16 protein-coding genes are annotated in these 15950 nt (G+C 72.6%); 2 read left to right on the top strand and 14 right to left on the bottom strand.

Features of this window, described 5'->3' with window-relative positions:
• Positions 1-11: 11 nt before the first annotated feature.
• The 13 genes from DCS98_RS12395 to DCS98_RS12335 all read right to left on the bottom strand — a co-directional run bounded on the left by DCS98_RS12395 (position 12) and on the right by DCS98_RS12335 (position 11675).
• A complete protein-coding gene (locus DCS98_RS12395) occupies positions 12-3236 on the bottom strand; it encodes a LysM peptidoglycan-binding domain-containing protein (RefSeq protein WP_116451684.1) in 3225 nt (1074 codons plus the stop codon).
• Positions 3233-3667, bottom strand: coding sequence for a TadE/TadG family type IV pilus assembly protein (locus tag DCS98_RS12390; protein WP_116451683.1), 435 nt, complete (start codon positions 3665-3667; stop codon positions 3233-3235). Before DCS98_RS12390 ends, DCS98_RS12395 begins: the two co-directional genes overlap by 4 nt.
• Complete coding sequence (locus tag DCS98_RS12385; protein WP_116451682.1) at positions 3664-4089, bottom strand: TadE/TadG family type IV pilus assembly protein; 426 nt, start codon at positions 4087-4089, stop codon at positions 3664-3666. Before DCS98_RS12385 ends, DCS98_RS12390 begins: the two co-directional genes overlap by 4 nt.
• Positions 4086-4430, bottom strand: a complete 345-nt coding sequence (locus DCS98_RS12380; RefSeq protein WP_116451681.1) for a TadE/TadG family type IV pilus assembly protein — start codon at positions 4428-4430, stop codon at positions 4086-4088. The genes DCS98_RS12385 and DCS98_RS12380 overlap by 4 nt, the downstream gene beginning before the upstream one ends.
• Positions 4431-4569: 139 nt before the next feature.
• Positions 4570-4767 (bottom strand): hypothetical protein, encoded by a 198-nt coding sequence (locus tag DCS98_RS12375; RefSeq protein WP_116451680.1) that lies wholly within the window; start codon positions 4765-4767, stop codon positions 4570-4572.
• A gap of 28 nt (positions 4768-4795) precedes the next feature.
• Complete coding sequence (locus DCS98_RS12370; RefSeq protein WP_116451679.1) at positions 4796-5710, bottom strand: type II secretion system F family protein; 915 nt, start codon at positions 5708-5710, stop codon at positions 4796-4798.
• Complete coding sequence (locus tag DCS98_RS12365; RefSeq protein WP_116451899.1) at positions 5707-6612, bottom strand: type II secretion system F family protein; 906 nt, start codon at positions 6610-6612, stop codon at positions 5707-5709. The genes DCS98_RS12370 and DCS98_RS12365 overlap by 4 nt, the downstream gene beginning before the upstream one ends.
• The gene (locus DCS98_RS12360; RefSeq protein WP_241037747.1) at positions 6609-7955 is read right to left on the bottom strand and encodes a TadA family conjugal transfer-associated ATPase; all 1347 of its coding nucleotides are present in this window, start codon (positions 7953-7955) and stop codon (positions 6609-6611) included. The genes DCS98_RS12365 and DCS98_RS12360 overlap by 4 nt, the downstream gene beginning before the upstream one ends.
• A 64-nt stretch (positions 7956-8019) precedes the next feature.
• A complete protein-coding gene (locus DCS98_RS12355; RefSeq protein WP_116451677.1) occupies positions 8020-8823 on the bottom strand; it encodes a CpaE/TadZ family protein in 804 nt (267 codons plus the stop codon).
• 12 nt (positions 8824-8835) lie between these two features.
• Positions 8836-9519, bottom strand: a complete 684-nt coding sequence (locus DCS98_RS12350; RefSeq protein ID WP_116451676.1) for an SAF domain-containing protein — start codon at positions 9517-9519, stop codon at positions 8836-8838.
• Positions 9516-10433, bottom strand: a complete 918-nt coding sequence (locus DCS98_RS12345; protein ID WP_241037745.1) for an ATP/GTP-binding protein — start codon at positions 10431-10433, stop codon at positions 9516-9518. Before DCS98_RS12345 ends, DCS98_RS12350 begins: the two co-directional genes overlap by 4 nt.
• Positions 10427-10837 (bottom strand): hypothetical protein, encoded by a 411-nt coding sequence (locus tag DCS98_RS12340; protein ID WP_241037743.1) that lies wholly within the window; start codon positions 10835-10837, stop codon positions 10427-10429. The genes DCS98_RS12345 and DCS98_RS12340 overlap by 7 nt, the downstream gene beginning before the upstream one ends.
• A gap of 385 nt (positions 10838-11222) precedes the next feature.
• Positions 11223-11675, bottom strand: coding sequence for a helix-turn-helix domain-containing protein (locus DCS98_RS12335; RefSeq protein ID WP_116451674.1), 453 nt, complete (start codon positions 11673-11675; stop codon positions 11223-11225).
• Positions 11676-12030: 355 nt separating this feature from the next.
• Here DCS98_RS12335 and DCS98_RS23330 point away from each other — a divergent pair, with 355 nt between their 5' ends.
• Both DCS98_RS23330 and DCS98_RS12325 read left to right on the top strand, forming a co-directional pair.
• A complete protein-coding gene (locus tag DCS98_RS23330; RefSeq protein ID WP_206340236.1) occupies positions 12031-12303 on the top strand; it encodes a helix-turn-helix domain-containing protein in 273 nt (90 codons plus the stop codon).
• A gap of 462 nt (positions 12304-12765) precedes the next feature.
• Positions 12766-15006 (top strand): ATP-binding protein, encoded by a 2241-nt coding sequence (locus DCS98_RS12325; protein WP_116451672.1) that lies wholly within the window; start codon positions 12766-12768, stop codon positions 15004-15006.
• Here the strand turns inward: DCS98_RS12325 and DCS98_RS12320 are convergent.
• Positions 14987-15646, bottom strand: a complete 660-nt coding sequence (locus tag DCS98_RS12320) for a hemerythrin domain-containing protein (RefSeq protein WP_116451671.1) — start codon at positions 15644-15646, stop codon at positions 14987-14989. The two genes, DCS98_RS12325 and DCS98_RS12320, sit on opposite strands and share 20 nt — an antisense overlap.
• Positions 15647-15950: the final 304 nt, after the last annotated feature.

The raw sequence follows: 15950 nt of genomic DNA, 5'->3' as shown, positions 1-15950 counted from the left end.
GGATCGCACCATTACGAAGCGCGATCGAGGTACTGCCTTCGGGCGCGGTTGATGATCTCGGCGGTGCTCATGGGGAGGTCCATCTCATCCTCTCCGTCGTGGACGTCGACGATGCGGGCGACGTAGGTCTCGGCTTCGGCGCGGTTGCCTTCGCGGTAGGCAACCCACATGGCATCGAGCAGGACCTTCTCGTCGTCGGGGGCGACGAGCAGCGCGGTGGCGCTGGCGGTGCGAGCAGCATCGAGGTCGTCGTCGGCCAGTGCGGAGGTGACGACGAGGTGGGCGACGTCGCAGATGGCGGCGGTGTAGGTCAGCTCGAGGCCCCCCAGCCACTCATAGCCGGCCGGACGCTGGGCGAACGGCGGTCCCGAAACCAAGGCGAGGGCGGCGAGCAGGTCGGGCATGCCGTCAGAGCCGCGAGCTCCGGCGCGGGCGCGCAACTGCCGGAACAGATCAGCGTCGACCAGGACATTCGTCAGGGTGTACGGGCCTCGGTGACCGGAACTCAGGTGCTTCTCGCCGGTGGCCGGGTCGGTGCCGAGCCACCCTCGGGCGCCGGCGGTGACCCTGTGGACGTAGGCGCGGGCGCTGACCGGGTCTGTCCTGCCGGAACGGGCGGGCTGCAGGGCGGTTGCGGCCTCGTCGACGGTGGCGCCGTGCGGGCGCGTGGCGAGGTAGGCTACGACCTCCTCATACCGACGGCGCAGCCCTGACTTCGTGACGGCAGCCTCGTCGCCGTGGGCCCGCAGGGTGATCGGGCCGAGCAGGGTCAGTCGGGGGCGCGTGCAGTCCGGTGCCCACCAGTCGGCCAGGTCGTGGTCGAGTAGCTCCAAGTCGGTTTCGAGGCGTCGGCGGAGCTCGGTGGGTGCGCGACGGCCCAGCACGGCGATGTCCTCGGGTGTGGCCGGCGAGGTCTGCAGGTAGGTGTCGGGGGGCTGCGGCAGAGGTGAGTCCGACACCGCTGGCGCCCAGGGCGCGTGCGCCTCCGACGGGGGCCCCGCCTTCTCTTCCGCGGCTTCGAGCGTTCGGGGCAGCGTCAGGTCCTCGCGCAGTGCACCCGCGGCGTCGGTGCTGTCCTGCCATGGCTGGTCGCCGTCAGCAGCCGGCACAGGCGCGTCGCCGGCGTCGCGTTCGAAGGACAGCAGCGCGGCGATGTCGCTGGCCTGCTGGGCGGTCAGCTGTGGAGTGGGCAGCCGCAGCTCCAGGTCAGGGACGAGCAGATGCCCGTCGTCGGTCACGGTGAGCGTCCACGGGGCATCGCCTGTCGGGTGGGCGCCGAGGAGCACCGCGGTTGCGCCGCGGATGTCTCGGTTGTCGAGAGTGGCGATCAGCTCGGCCAGTTCCCCGCCGTCGCTGTCGGGGGCGTGCGGGGCCAGGACGACGGTGGGCATCCATCCATCACCCGCCTCGGCCCGTAGCCGACCCTGCAGCACGTCGCCGTCCTGTTGTTCGGCGGCCTGGCGCAGCGTCCCCTGGAGCCAGACATCGGAAGCCTGGGCGACGACATGGATCCGGTCCGGGGCCAGGTCGATCAATTCGCCGCCGAAGCCGACGGGCGTGACGGTGAGCAGGTCAGACCAGCTGTTGACGGCAAGTTCGGCGGCCACGTGCCGGGCGAACTGCTCCCGGCGCTCAGCCGGTCCGCTGATGCGCAGGACACCGATGCGTTCCAGGTCCAGCAGCCAACGCCGCCCGTCCTCCGCCCCGACGGTCACCAGCGTCGGGTAGGGGGCCAGCCGCGCGGCAGCGCGGTCGGCCTCGACGCCGGTGTCCTCATCCATGCCGATCGACCACCACAGGCCGGTCGGATCGGCGGCCCACGGCGCCGGCGGCGGCGAGGCACCCGGAGTCTGCAGCCGCAGGTCCAGGCGGTCGGCGCCTAGTCTGGCGGCGACGACGTCGGGGAGCCGCGCGTCGGGCTGGTCCGAGAGTGCGACGGCGAGCGCCCGCAGGGCGTGGTCGAGGGCGGCGTAGTCGGGGTTGCCGGTGTCGGCACCAGCTCGCACCGCGGCCTGGGCCTCGGAGAGTTCGGCAGGCAGCGGCGTCAGGGTCCGGCCGGGGCGGCGTCGGCGTAGGCGCTGCCGTCGGTGGGCCAGCCAGGCCGCGCCCAGGCCTGCGGCGAGCAGCGCGCCGCTGCCCGTGAGCACGATCGCCAGCTCCGCCGGAGACCGGTCGGTGTCCGCCGCGTCGCCGCCTGCTGCGGCGTCAGAGTCCGCCGCCTCTGCCTGGTCCCTGTTCGACGTGTCGTCCGGTATCGGTACCTGTCCGCGTGGTGGTCCGGCGGGGTTGGGGGCGTCCTCGATTGCCGGCGGTGTCGCCGGGTCGGCCTCCACCGGAGGCACGGGGTGGGTGGGCTCAGGCGCAGCCGCGTGCGGGAGGTCGAGGACCTGACCGGGGCGGATGACGTCGGGGTCGGTGAAGCGGCCACCGCCGGGCTGAGGCTCGCCGGCGTTGAGGTCGAAGATGGGCTGCCAGCCGTCGATGCGGTGCTCGGCGGCGATATCGGCGAGGGTGTCGCCGGACTGCACCGTCACCTGTGCAGCCGCCGGGTCGGAACCAGGCAGGTCGGCGTCGGCGGGGAGCACCAGCGTCCAGCCGGGACGGATGAGTCCGGGGTCGGTCAGGGTGCCGCCGTCGGGTTGGAGCCGGCCGAGGTTGAGGTCGAGGATCTCGTCGAACCGAGCCCAGTCACCGAGATGGCGGGCGGCGATCCGCCCCAACGTGTCCCGGGGCTGCACGGTGTAGGTGGGTCCGGTGCTCGCTGGCGGAGCCGGTTCGGCGGCAGGCGCGCGGTCGGGTGAGGGGGCGGGCCATTCCTCGATGGGTTGTTCGGCGACCACCGGGGGGATGGCAAGCGCCGGGGTGAGGAGCAGAGGTGCGGCCCCCACGCCGATGACCGCGGCCACCAGCACTCCGGCCAGCTGCTGCGGGGCGCGCAGGCCGGGCAGGTCCACCGGGGGCAGGCCTCGCAGCTGAACGGCCATTTCGGCGACCACGGAGACGGCGAACGCGGCCCACGCGGCCCAGCCGATGAGCACGAGCAGCCCGAGGAATACCGCGCCGGTGTCCGGGCCCGTCAGCGCGGCGGTGACCTGGGTCCAGGAAGGCACGCGGTCGGGTAGGTAGGAGCCACCCAGCCCCCAGAGGGCGATTGGCACGCCGAAGACCACGGCTCCCAGCGCGAGTGCGGCCAGCAGCCGACGCAGCGGGTCAAAGAATCGCGGTGAGGTGGTCATGGCCCGGCTCCGAGATCGGTGATCAGCTCCGCGGTGCCGGCGCCTTCGACGGTGAGGGTGGAGATACCGATGAGGCCGAGGAAGGTGGTGGGCTCGGTGATCGTCGTGGTGACCTGCAGGGTGTCGCCGTCCACGACCGCCACCGCGCCCGGTACTCCTGTGCGGTCCAGGTACTCCTGTGCGGCGGCGATTGCGGCCGGTACGTCGATGCGCACCTCCCCGCCGAGCGCGGCGGAGACATCGATGGCCTGCCCGCCGGCGCGCGCTGCTTCGTCGGCGATGGCGTTGGCGCGCTGGGTGGCCTGCACCTTGGCGCCGCCGTCGACTGCCAGGCCGATGATGAGCAGCAGCCCGGGCACGAGGACGGCGAGGAAGACGCTGATCGCGCCGCGCTCGGACTGCCGGCTCCCGGTGGACGGTGGGGTGGTCATCGTTCGCGGTAGGCGTCGACGGGGCTGGAGAAGGACGCCTGCACGGTCACCGAGCCGGGCAGGCCAGGAGCCAGCAGGTCACCCATGGCGACGGTGCAGCTGATCGATACCGTGACGTCGCCGGGCTGGCCGAGCGGCGCCTGGAAGCCTGCGGTGTCTACGTCGACAGAGGTCGCCTGACAGCGCAGGTCCTGAGCGGTCAGGGTGCGTTGCGCCTGCGCCCCGGCCGATCCGACGGCGGTGGCGGCGTCACGGGCCAGGGACGCCTCGCGCGCGGCAGCGCGTGCTGCCTCTTCGACGGCGTTGTCAGCGACCTGCGCGCGGCCGGCGAACACGGCGAGGGACAGGAGCAACAGCAGGGCCGGCGCCAGGAGAGCCAGCTCGACCGACACCGACCCGCGCTCCCCGCTTGCGGTCCTCATGGGGTCGGCCGTTCCACTGGGCCGACGGCGGTCTGGGTCACCGGCCAGCCGCCCAGGCCGGGAAACAGGCTGATCGAAGTACCGGTCACGGTCACCTCGACGGTGGACGGCGACCCGGACACCGCCACCGAGCGGCTCACCAGGAGGTCCTGCGCGGTCTGCGTGAGGAAGTCTTCGGCCGCCGACTGCGCCCGCGCCACCGACGCCGGCTGCACCCGCCCCTCCCGCGCCCCCTCCTGTGCCGCACCGAGGGCCACCGATCGGGCGTAGAACCACAGCGCGGCCTGGATGAGAGTCATCACCAGCAGCAGGACCACTGGGAAGACCACCGCGACCTCCACCGACGTCGACCCCCGCTCCCCCGCTAACCGCCGGCTCCCCCCGTCGCACGACCGGCCGCCACGACGGCGGCTCGAGGCACCCACGCACCCGGGTGGCCCAGGGCGGCCGCGGTGCTGGGCAGGGGTCGGCATGACCCGGCTACTGGATCTGGCCGGAGCGGGACGTGACCGCGTTGGCGATCACCACCATCAGCGCGACGGCGATGCCGACCAGGGCCACGGTGATGATCACCTGCTCGACCGACAGCGAGCCCCGCTCCGGCTCCGCGCGCCGCGAACGGATCCGGTCGCGTAGGGCCCCGCCGAGGGCGAGCAGGGTGCTGAACAGCGGCGTCATGGTGATCCCTTCGGTCGGGGCTGTGCGGTCAGGTGCCCATCAGGCGGGCCAGGGCCGGATAGAGGAACAGCAGCAGGAAGGCGATCGAGAGCAGCGCCACCGGGGCGCTGAGCTTCTCGCTGGCGGTGTTGGCGGCGGCCTCCTCCTCGGCCAGCAACTGCACCCGCAGAGACTGCGCCCGGGCCCGCAGCGTCGGAGCGATCGAGGCGCCCTCCTGTGCGGCGACCGCCGCGATGTCGGCGATGTCGGTCAGCTCGCCGACGCCGGTGTCGGCGGCCAGCCGGCGCAGCCCGTCCCAAGGCGGCTCGCCGGCCAGCCGCGCAGCGACCAGGGCGTCGGTGATCCGACGGAACACCCAGCCCTCGCCCAACGCGGCGGCCCGTTCCAGGGCGATGGTCGGGCCTTCACTGGCGTCACGACGTAAGCCGACCAGGTCAAGGTAGGAGCAGAGGGCCCGACGCATCTGGCCGCGCGCCTCGGTGGCCTGATCGCGGACGATGAGGTCGACGACGAAGAACAGGACGACGGCCAGTGCTAGGGACCCGACTACCGGCACCACCACGGGCAACCGAAGACCCACCAGACCGAGCACAGCGGTGAGCAACGGCACGAAGACCGCGCCGAACACAGCCAGACCGACCTTGCGGGCGGCATAGCCCTCCGGTGTCCAGCCGATCAGCGCCAGCCCCTGACCCGGCGCCCGCAGCCCGGCGGCGCTGAACCGGGCACCGATCCACACCCCGGCGCGCCCGGCCGCTCGCCCCCACCCGTCACCCGCCCCCGCGTCCTGTCCGACCAGGGCCGGGTCCATGCGCCCGTCCAGGCGGGCCAGCGCGTCGGAGAGCTGCGGCTGCTCGAAGACCAGCACCGCTCGCAGCAGGAGAAGCGCCCCGAGCCCGGCGAGCGCCCCGGAGCCGACCAGCATCATCTGAGTGCCGCTCATCGGACCGGCACCCCCTCCGGTTCGAGCTCGGCCCGTCGACCGCCCTCCCGATCGATCAGGAAGCGGGGACTCGGCGTGGGCACGGTGAGTCGACGCATCCACAGCAAGCAGGCCACGATCAGCGCGGCGATCGCCGCGAGGACCAGCTGCCCCAGCCCGCTGCCGTAGGGAGCCAGGTAGTCGCCGTTCAGTGCGGCCAGCCCGGATGTGACGACCGTGATCAGTAGGAGCCATCGAGCGTTTGCCCGGGGCTTGGCGCGGTCGGCTTCCACCTTGCGCCGCATGGTGACCTCCTCGCTGAGGCTGTGCGCCAGTTCGGTCAGCACCCGCGCCAGCCCCGGCCCGCGCAACTCTGATCCGAGCAGCAAAGCGGCGACCACCAGGTCGCCGGTGGCGTCGTCCAGGTCGTCGGCGAAGGTCAGCAGTGCCCGCGACGTCGGCCACCGCGCCTGTAGCCGAGACGCGAGCGTGGCCACTTCCGCCTCGATCGGCTCCGGCGCGGTGCGGGCCGATCGGATCAGCGTCTGTTCCAGGCCCCCACCGGCGGCCAGCACGTCGGAGATGCGTCGCACCCACTCCTGTAGTGCCTCCAGCCGTTCCACCGCGGCGTTTCCGGCAGAGAACTGCGCCAACAGCCAAGGCACACCGACCACCGCCAGCCCGACCAGCACACCGCCGACCGGCCAACCGGAGGCCAGCCACACCGCCACCGCCGCCACGCCGCCGCCCACCCACACCCTCCGCTGTCGCCGCGCCGCCTGGCGGTCGGCCTGCGCCGTCGGACGCGATATGCGGCGTGGCCGCGCCGGAGTCTCCGGGCCGGTGAGGGCGCGGGCGGCCAGCAAGAGGCCTCCGACCAGCAGCGCCCCGCATACGCCGGCCAGCAGCACGGGGCCGTTCACCGTGGTCGCCCCACCGCGCCGGCCCAATGACCGCGGCCGGGTCGCAACCAGTCCGGATCGAACCCGACCCGGACGTAGTCGGCCAGGGCCACCGGGTCGTGGTCAGGCATCGCTCGTCCGTCCGGGCCCGGAACAAACACCTCCGTGAGTGCCGGGCGCCCGCCCTCCCCCACTCCGTTGCACTCGACGACCTGGCTGACGAACCGGTGCCGCTCTCCCCCGATCCACCGTTCGTCAACGGTGGTGATGTGCACGACCAGGTCGATCGCCGACGCACACGACCGGTACGCGTGCTCGGGGCTGACGGCAGCGCGGCCGCGCATGCAGAGGTTGGCCAGCCGCTCGAAGGCGTGGTGGGCCGAGCGGGCGTGCAGCGTGCAGCACGAGCCGCCCTCGCCGGCCTCCATCACCTCGATCAGCGGCCACGCCTCGTCGCCGCGCACCTCCCCCAGCCACACCCGGCTGACGTTCATCACCAATGCGTGCTCGACCAGCTCGGTCAGCGTCACCTCCCCCAGGCGACGGCCGTCCGGACCACGTTCGCCGGTGCCCTCCCGCGCCTCGAACGGCACCACCCGCGGATGCCGGTCAGGCAGCTCGTGCAACAGCAGCTCGAAGTGCTTCTCGATCGTCGCCAGGTTCTCCTCGACCGGCAGCTCGTTGGCCAGCCCTCGCAACAGCAGCGTCTTGCCTGCGGCCTGCCCGCCGGTGACCACAATGTTCTTCCGAGCCCGCACCGCCGCCCGCAGAAATTCCGATAGCGGCCGGTCGATCGCCCGCAGCTCCACCAGGTCGTCGAGCTCGACGTTGCGGATCCGGTGCCGGCGAATCACCAGCTGTGGGCGTGGCACCGTTTCGATCACCGCCGCCAGCCGAGACCCGTCGGGCAACCGCATGGTGAGGAGGGGGCTCGCAGTGGTCAGCGTCCGCTCTGCACGGCCCAGCCGGGCGGCGATGTGCTGCAGCTGCCGCACCATCTCCTCGTCGGAATCCGCGATCGGAGGGACCCGTACATCTCGGCCGTCGGCGTAGCCGACCCAGACGTTGTCGTGCCCGTGCGCCTCGATGTTCTCCACGAGCGGGTCGTCGACGTAGGGCTGCAGCCGGCCCAGCCCGAACTGGGCGGCGAACACCGCCTCGGCGATCGCCTGCTCCTCGGCTGCCGAAGGCACCGCCGGCCCCGCGTGCATCCGCTCTCGGACCAGCTGGTCGATCCCGTCCTGGATCAACGTGCGAGCAAGCTCCTGCTGCGCGGCCAGGCTCAGCGACGGACGGCGCTTGAGCTCCTCGGCCAGGCCGGTCGCCGTCGCCTCGTGCAGCCGCCGCACCAGCCTCCAGTCCACCGGAACCGTTGAGGCGTCGAGTCCTCGAGGCACGGGTCCGACGCCGAGGAGGTCGGTGGTGAGGTCAGCGGACACCGCTGCCCCCGACCGCGGTCGCCGATGCAGACAGCGGCGTCGGCGGCGGCGTCAGCCGGGATTCGTGCGCTGCGGCAGACTCGACGAACCGGGAGGCAACGGTTCGGGCGGCCCGCAGCAGCACGGACTGGGCGAACAACCGTCCGGCCGGCGCACCGTCGCTGAGCACTGCGGCCGCTTTTCCATCCCTGGGCAGGGAACCGATAACCGGTACGCCGAGCGCCTCGCTGATCTCTCGCTCGCCGTACGGCTCCCCCGGCCCGACCACCAGCGTGGCCAGCGTGCCGGGGCGGCCGTCACCCTCTCGAAGCTCGGCGATCGCGTGTGCCGCCGCGCGCACGGCTCGCAGCGTGGAGCCGGTGACCACCACCACGGCGGCGGCCCGATGTAGCACCGCGGCCGGGAAGTGTTCGGCGCGCAGCCGTCCGCAGTCGGCCAGCACGTCGACGGCGCCGTCCTCTATCGACGCCAGCACGGCGGCGAGGCGATCCCAGTCCACGTGTCGGGCGCTGGCGGGATCGGCCAGGCCGGGCAAGAGCCGCGCCTGGCCCTCGGCGTCGAGCAGTAGCAGCTGGGCGTCCAGCTGCCGGGCCATACCGCCGCGTCGCGCCGCAAGCTCCAGGTCGGCCAGCCCAACGGCGGACACCTCACCTCTGCCGTACCCCGCCAGAACGTCCCCGCCGGCCGGATCCAGCTCAGCCAGCACCACCGGCTGCGGCCAGGACAGCGCCAGCGCCAGCCCGCTGGTAGTCACCCCGGGTGCACCCTTGGCCGAGCACAGCGCGATGAACACGGCAGCCGTCCCCTACTCGCCGGGCACCACGACGATGGCGATCAGACCCGCAGCAGCGCGAGCGGCGACGTCCGGCCCGTCGGCCGAGTCGACGAGCACGTCGACCACTCGCAGCCCGTCAGTCCCGGGCGGACCCGTCTGCACCACGGTCGCCTCCACCACACCGGGACCCGCCGCCCCTGTGGCTGGAGCAGCGCCTGCGACCACGGGCACCAAGAGGACGTCGTCGCCCGCGCGCAGCGCGGTTGTCGGTAGCTGCACGGTCGACACGCCGACGCCGACCAGTTGCTGGCCGGGAGCCGGAAGCCGCTGATCGGTCAGCGCATCCCGGGTGAGCAGCGAGCCCGGCGCGAGAGTGGACGCCACCATCCGCCCGATCACCTGGTCGCGCTCCGCGTACGGGATGGGCTCCAACGCAGGGTCGGCCGAGATCCGCGCTTCCGCAAGGTCGGCTGCGGTGAGCGTCTGGCCCCAGGGCACTTCCCGTGCGATCGCGATCACCGAGGACGTCTGCCCCAGCGACGTCGCCAGGTAGGCCGCACCCAGCGCACCGAGGATGACCATGGTGACGGCCAGGGCCAGCAGGGCCGGACGGCGGCGCCGACGTGGTGCCGGCAACACGGGCGCTCGGGACAGTCCGTTGACCGCCTGGGGAGGGAGCGGCGCGCTCGGTTTCGGAGGCTGGGTGCGGGTCATCGGCTGCTCCCGTCCTGGTTGAGGACGTGCAACTCGCCAACGAACAGCTCGGACGACGACGACAGCTCCAGCGCCTCGGTTCCCGACATGCCCCCGCCGGACCAGGTGATCGCCCACGTGCTTGTCGCGGTGATCGGCCAGGGCCCGCCACCGGGCACGTGTCGGCTCGATGCCTGTGCATAGAGGTAGCCACAGTCAGGAGAGGCAGTCCCGACGCCGTCCACATACGGCGTCCCCAGGCCGCAGGTGACGGTGTTCCCGTCTCCCATGTCCCAGAGGACCTGGCTGACCTGAGCCACTGCGGTCACGGTCATGCCACCGGCGGAGGCAGAGGCACGGGCCGGGCCGGTGATGTCGGCACTTCGCTCGACCCACATCCACACGGGCAGGCCCACCAGTCCGCTCACAGAACCCGGCGGCGGCGCCATCCGGATCTCTGGTGCCCGCAACGTCATCGACGAGATCGCCTGCTGGGCAAGAGCACGCGGATCCACTAATGGTGCGGCGGGGACCTCGGCCCCGTTCGCCAGGAAGACCAGCCCGGACCACAGGCCGGAACCGAAACCGGCGGGCCGAGGGCAGGCGAACGTCCAGATCGTTCCGTCTTCCGGGCGCTGTCCGGCCCAGACCGGGTGCCCAGGCCACGGCTGAGGATCCGCCACCGAGTACGTGCACGGGTTCGGCGGATTCGCTTCATTGCTGCTTTGCTCCGTACCACTGGGCACCCCTGAACCGGTGCCACTGCCGGCACCTCCACTTTCCGGCACTGAGGCCCAGAGCAGGCACCCCCCGGTACGCGGGTTGGTCTTGGTGCACTCGACCGGCGGCTCAGCCACGGCGACGCCTGGATTGCTCATTGCCATCACCGCTATTGCCGCAACCAGAGACAGGAAGCCGCGGGCGATCCTCAGCATGGCTGGTCCGTCAGCGGGTCCAGGCCGCTCACCAACCAGGGCTCACCCGGTTCCTCGACGTACCGAATGATTGAGATGTCCCAGATATAGCGAGGCGGAGTCCCCGGTGGGACGACATCGCCGGTTGCTATGTCGACGATCTGCGCGCTTTGGCTGTCGTAGCAAGCGGTAAGTCGAACAGTTGGCCCTTCCGGCGCCTCCAGGTCTACGGCCGCAACCTCCACGTCGACGCGCGAGTCGCCTTCCTGGCGCAGGCCCAGCGTCGCCAAGTCACGTACCGACTGGACGGCGAGGAAGGCGGCAGGGTCGGCCGCGTATCGCCGGATCTCTTGCTCCCAGTCCCGGGAACCTGGATCCCGACTGGCTGCGTCCGTCACTCGCAGCATCTCCTCGAAAGCCGTCATCGCGTCTTGAGATGCCAATTCCTCCGGAGTCGACGCCTTGCTTGTCGCAGGAGGTGTCGCCTTGATCTCGGACGGTGCCGTCGCGGTCGGCGAGGAGCCATCCGGGGAGGCTTCGCCCTCCGAGCACCCGGCAAGGGGCAGCAACGCAATGCACGCGCCAGTCACCCACCGCCGCACAGTCATCGTGACCGGCCGCTACGGGCGCGCGGATGCTCCGGTCGAAGCATGGCCGTCAGCGGTCGCCGCACAAGGCTGGTCACTGGGCCGGCGCAGGTCACGCTCGACTCTGTCGTGCGGGCCATGGGTACCTCCCGGGCAGCGGTGGCGGGAAATTACCACCGGAATCGCTTGAGAGGTGAGGCCCATTCACCAGTAATTCTCCAGTTCAGCCGCTGAACGAGGCCGAGGATGCGTGATTGCAACGCGAGCGATGGACGGCAGCCTCCACCCGTGCGACGTCCACGCCGAGCAAGCCGGCTACGGCGGTCAGGACTGTGGTGGAGGGAGCCGCGCCAGGGCGGCCGTCCTCCAGACGCACGTACGTCATCACGGATACGCCCGGAGCAGCCATTTCGTTCGTGGCACGTCCGGCCGCCAGGCGAAGAGCCGCCAAGGGCGGATCGTCCGGATCGGCGTCGAGCAGGTACAAGGGCTCGACGCCAAGCGCGACCGCCAGGCGCGGTATGAAGCGAGGCCGTGGACGCTCGAGCCCCGTCTCCCAGACCCGGATGCGCACCGGGCTGGAGAGCTCCAGCCTCGTCGCCAGGTCTTCTCTGGTCAGCCCCTTGGCCTCACGGGCAGCTTGCAGGCGATCGCCTCGAAGCAGCGGCCGCGCCACGGCAGCCCCCCATCACCCGTTCGGTGAACACCCGCCCCGTGGCGCTGAACCCTAGCGCCCAGCGCCCATCCGATCCCGCAGCGCCACTCCACCGGCGCGACACGAATTGGCGGCTGGCGAAGTACAGGAGCGAGACCGGAGGATGCCGAGAATCCCCAACCGAGCTGCGGCTGCGGGATGGGGCACCCCAGCGCCATCGGCTCGACCTCATCCCCCGTTGAGGCAAGGTCAGGCGCGCGGGCGCGCGTCCCCCAAAGAGAGGAACTGCAGAACGACGGAAGGCCAGTGCCCGACCATTCATGAGGCAGACAGCGTCGGCGCAGCTCGACGTCCCAGCTCGTACGCAGGAGGCGCGGTGAACCTCGAGGACCTCAAGGCCAGCCCCTCCGCCGTTGTGACCGTCGCGCAGGCGGCCTCGGTCTTCGGCGTCGACGTGCGCACGGTGACTCGCGCGATCCAGAAGGGCGAACTGCCTGCACTACGGTTGGGACGTCGAGTGTTGATTCCTCGGCTTCCGCTTCTGGCCTGCCTGGGGGTGTCTGGAGACGGCGATCTCGCTGAGACGTCGGACCCGCGTCGGCGAAGCGACGGCTCCAAGGGTGCTTCTGTGGCCCCTGCCCAGGGGTAGCGACCCGGTGCGGTCTGCTGACAACAGCCGCGGGGGCTCGGCCAAGTGCCGATGCAGTCGCGACGCCTATGACCAGTCGACCGGCGTCTTGGACTTGAGAACCGCAGCTTCGCCAGGGCTACTCCACGCACGCCTCTCATCAGCTGTCGCCGGGCCACCACGGGGAGCGCTCCGACTGGTTCGTGATACTTCGCGTGATACTGCAGCCGGCGTATTCCGGGGTATCTGGGTGCCTTTCACGGCCGTGGCGGTCTGGTCGGTCACGCCGAAAGTGCAGGTCAGGGGACTTCAAGGTATCCGGATGCTCGTCATTCAACGGGAGTTCAAGTCCCCCCTCGGACACCGAGTTGGACCCCCGCGATCCTCGGATCGGCGGGGGTTCACCTGTTCCTGGGCCTGCCTCGTCCGGGGCGGCGCGCGGTCACCGCGCCCGACGGCTGGGCGCTGCTACGTTCCCGGCCGATGACCGAGGCGCCGGGCGAGTTCGCGGAGCTGCTGCGCCGTTTCCGCGAGCAGGCGGCGCTCACCCAGGAGGAGCTCGCCGAGCGGGCCGCGATCACCGCCAAGGCGGTCAGCGCCCTGGAGCGGGGCGAACGCCGCCGTCCCTACCCGCACACCGTCCGTGCGCTGGCCGCGGCCCTGGGCCTCGACGACGCCGACCGCGACGCGCTCGCGGCCGCCGCGAAGCCGGCGACCACCGCCGGAGCCCAGCCCCTCCCGGCACCGGCCGTCCCGCTGGTCGGCCGCGACCGCGAGCGGGCCGAGCTGGTGCGGCTCCTGCACGACGAGCGGCTGGTCACGCTCACCGGGCCGGGCGGGGTCGGCAAGACCAGCCTCGCTCTCGACGTCGCCTCCGCGGTCGGGCTCCCGGTCACGGTCGTGGAGCTGGCGCCGGTGACCGGTGCCCGCCTGGTGCTGCCCACGCTGGCCCGTGCTCTCGGCCTGCGCCAGTCCGGCACGCCGCTGCTCGACGCGGTGGTCGCGCACCTCGGCGGCCGGCCGCGGCTCGTGGTCCTGGACAACCTCGAGCACCTGCTGGACGCGGCCGGCGACGTGGCGGAGCTGGTGGCCCGGGCGCCGGGCCTGACCGTGCTGGCCACCAGCCGCGCACCCCTGCGCATCCGCGCCGAGCACGAGTACCCGCTGCGACCGCTGGGCCTCCCGGGCAGCCCCCACCCGGACGACGTCGGCCGCTCCCCCGCCGCCCAGGTGTTCCTCGACCGGGCACGGGCCGCGGGCGGCACCGTCGTCCTCAGCGCCGGCACCGCCGCCGACGTCGCCGCCATCTGCCGTCGCCTCGACGGGCTGCCCCTGGCGCTCGAGCTCGCCGCCGCCCACACCCGGTACCTCGCTCCCGATGCGCTGCTGCACCGGCTCGACCAGGCCGTCAGCTCGCCCCGCAGCCGGGACCTCCCCGAACGGCAGCGCACCATCCGCGCCACCCTCGACTGGAGCCACGACCTGCTCACCGCCGCCGAGCAGGCGCTGCTGCGGCGGCTGTCGGTCTTCGCCGGCGGGTTCTCCCTGGACGCGGCCGAGCACCTGCAACCCGACGCGCTGCCCGTGCTCGGCGGGCTGGTCGAGCAGTCGCTGGTGGTCGCCGAGAACGGCCGCTTCCGGATGCTGGAGCCGGTCCGGCAGTACGCAGCCGCGCGGCTGACCGAGGCGGGCGAGACCGGGACTGTCGCCGACCGGGCCGCCGATTTCTTCCTCGACCTGGCCGCCGGCGCCCGCCCGGGGCTCCAGGACGCCCGCCAGCGGCGCTCGCTCGACCGGCTCGCCGCCGAGCACGGGAACCTGGCAGCCACGTTCGCCCACCTGCTCGGCTCAGCACGGCACGAACACGCGGCGGTGCTCGCCGCGGACAGCTGGCTGTACTGGGCGCTGCGCGGTTACGGCGTCGAAGGCCTGGGGTGGGTCTCGCGGATCCCCGAAGAGGGCCTCGACGACGTCGGGCGCGCCGCCCGCGGGACCGGTCTGGCCGGGCTCCGTTACGCCACCGGCGACCTCACCGGCATCGTGGCGCCGGCCGATGCGGCCGCCCGGGCCGCGCGCGCGGCGGAGCACGACGCGCTGCTGGCCGAGGCGCTGATGCTGCGGGCGTCCGCGGCGCTCTTCCTCGACGAGCCGGCGGCCGCCGCGCCTCGCGTGGACGAGGCGCGCCGGGTCGCGCACGACTCGGGCAATGCGTGGGCCGAGGCGCACGCCGCGCAGGTCGAGGGACGGCGGCTGCTGCGCCTCGGTGACCTGCCGACCGCGGCCGAGGTGCTGGCCGACGCCGAACACCTGGCGCGGGACACCGGTGCCCCGTTCACCGTCGCGACGGCGCTCAACGCCCGGGCCACCCTCGCCAGGCTCAGGGGCGAGGACGACGCAGCGCTGGAGCTGCTGCTGGAGGTCGTGCAGCTGGCCGCCGAGGTACCGACGACGTGGAACCTGGCCTACGCGCTGCCCGACCTCGGCGCCCTGGCCGCCGAGCGCGGGCAGCCGGAGCTCGCCGCGGAGCTGTTCGGGGCGGGCTCCGCCGCTGCCGCGCTGACCGTCGCCGTCCCCCCGGATCCGGAGCTCGCGGACCGCTGGCTCAACGCGGCCCGCGACACGCTCGGCGAGGAGCGGTTCGGGGAGGCCTGGGAACGCGGCCGGCACGTGCAGCCGGCCGACGTCCCCGACCTCGCCGCCCGCATCAACCGCGCACGCGGCTGACGTAACGCCGGTACTTCCACGCGAAGACGGTCCTCAGCAGCAGGCGGACGGGCGGAGGGACGTTGGCGTACATCTCCTTAGCCTCCTCCGGCGTCGCCTCCTCGACGACCATCCAGAACATCAGCGGCAGCTCGGACTTCGCCATCTGACCGAAGCCGTGCTCGCCGAGCTGGGCCCACTCCTGCTGGCTGACGTGCCGGGCGGCCAGCGGGAGGATGTGCTGCTCCTCCTCGCCGAGGTGCTCCAGCAGCGCCGCGTGCAGCGCCGCGAACGTGTCGGCCACCTCCTCGGTGACGGCCGGGCGGGCCTCGGCCTCCCAGCGGGGCAGCGCCGTCTGCAGCCGCTCGATGAGCTCGTGCACGCCCTCGTGCTGGGCCTCCATGCGCTCGATCAGCTCGGCGTCCGGCGGGCAGCGCTCCAGCAGCATCGGCCAGAGCAGCTCGTCCTCACCGCTGTGGTGGTAGTGCAGGCCGGTGAGGATCCGCCGGCCGTGGTCGGCGAGGACCGCGGCGCGGGCGGTGTCGCCGGCGGCCACGGACCGGGCGAGGCGGGGCATGAGGCCGAACTCGCGGCGGAAGGCGCGGTGCACGGTGTACATGTCCGACACGTCGGTGAGCTGGGCGTTCTGTGTGTGCGTCATGCCGGGAAGCCTGTCGGCCGGCGGCCTCGCACCCCACCCACAGCACTCCCACACCCACCCCCACACCTGCCCCTCGCCACCGCTGTGGGCCTCCGGCCGGGCCGGCTGCCCGGGCCGGGAGTCCCGCCGGCGCGGCATCGGACGCCGGCGCTCGCACGAGGCGCCGATCGCCCGGAGCCGGCGGTGCGCCCCCGGGCCACCCGTTCGTCCTCCTGTCCGTCCCAGCGCTGCCGAAGACGTCGGTGCGCCTCGCGCGCACCGGCAGAAGAACGACCAGATGTCCGCATCCCTGGACGCCGGTCGC

The sequence above is a fragment of the Blastococcus litoris genome, assembly GCF_003075095.1.
Taxonomy (GTDB): domain Bacteria; phylum Actinomycetota; class Actinomycetes; order Mycobacteriales; family Geodermatophilaceae; genus Blastococcus_B; species Blastococcus_B litoris.
This window is presented reverse-complemented; position numbering and strand designations above follow the sequence as displayed.

What these genes read in the sequence shown, in the direction of transcription:
- DCS98_RS12395 (WP_116451684.1), bottom strand. Translation starts at nt 3,236, where the DNA reads ATGACCACCTCACCGCGATTCTTTGACCCGCTGCGTCGGCTGCTGGCC.
- DCS98_RS12385 (WP_116451682.1), bottom strand. Translation starts at nt 4,089, where the DNA reads ATGAGGACCGCAAGCGGGGAGCGCGGGTCGGTGTCGGTCGAGCTGGCT.
- DCS98_RS12320 (WP_116451671.1), bottom strand. Translation starts at nt 15,646, where the DNA reads ATGACGCACACACAGAACGCCCAGCTCACCGACGTGTCGGACATGTAC.
- DCS98_RS12390 (WP_116451683.1), bottom strand. Translation starts at nt 3,667, where the DNA reads ATGACCACCCCACCGTCCACCGGGAGCCGGCAGTCCGAGCGCGGCGCG.
- DCS98_RS12345 (WP_241037745.1), bottom strand. Translation starts at nt 10,433, where the DNA reads ATGCTGAGGATCGCCCGCGGCTTCCTGTCTCTGGTTGCGGCAATAGCG.
- DCS98_RS12370 (WP_116451679.1), bottom strand. Translation starts at nt 5,710, where the DNA reads ATGAGCGGCACTCAGATGATGCTGGTCGGCTCCGGGGCGCTCGCCGGG.
- DCS98_RS12375 (WP_116451680.1), bottom strand. Translation starts at nt 4,767, where the DNA reads ATGACGCCGCTGTTCAGCACCCTGCTCGCCCTCGGCGGGGCCCTACGC.
- DCS98_RS12340 (WP_241037743.1), bottom strand. Translation starts at nt 10,837, where the DNA reads ATGACGGCTTTCGAGGAGATGCTGCGAGTGACGGACGCAGCCAGTCGG.
- DCS98_RS12325 (WP_116451672.1), top strand. Translation starts at nt 12,766, where the DNA reads ATGACCGAGGCGCCGGGCGAGTTCGCGGAGCTGCTGCGCCGTTTCCGC.
- DCS98_RS12350 (WP_116451676.1), bottom strand. Translation starts at nt 9,519, where the DNA reads ATGACCCGCACCCAGCCTCCGAAACCGAGCGCGCCGCTCCCTCCCCAG.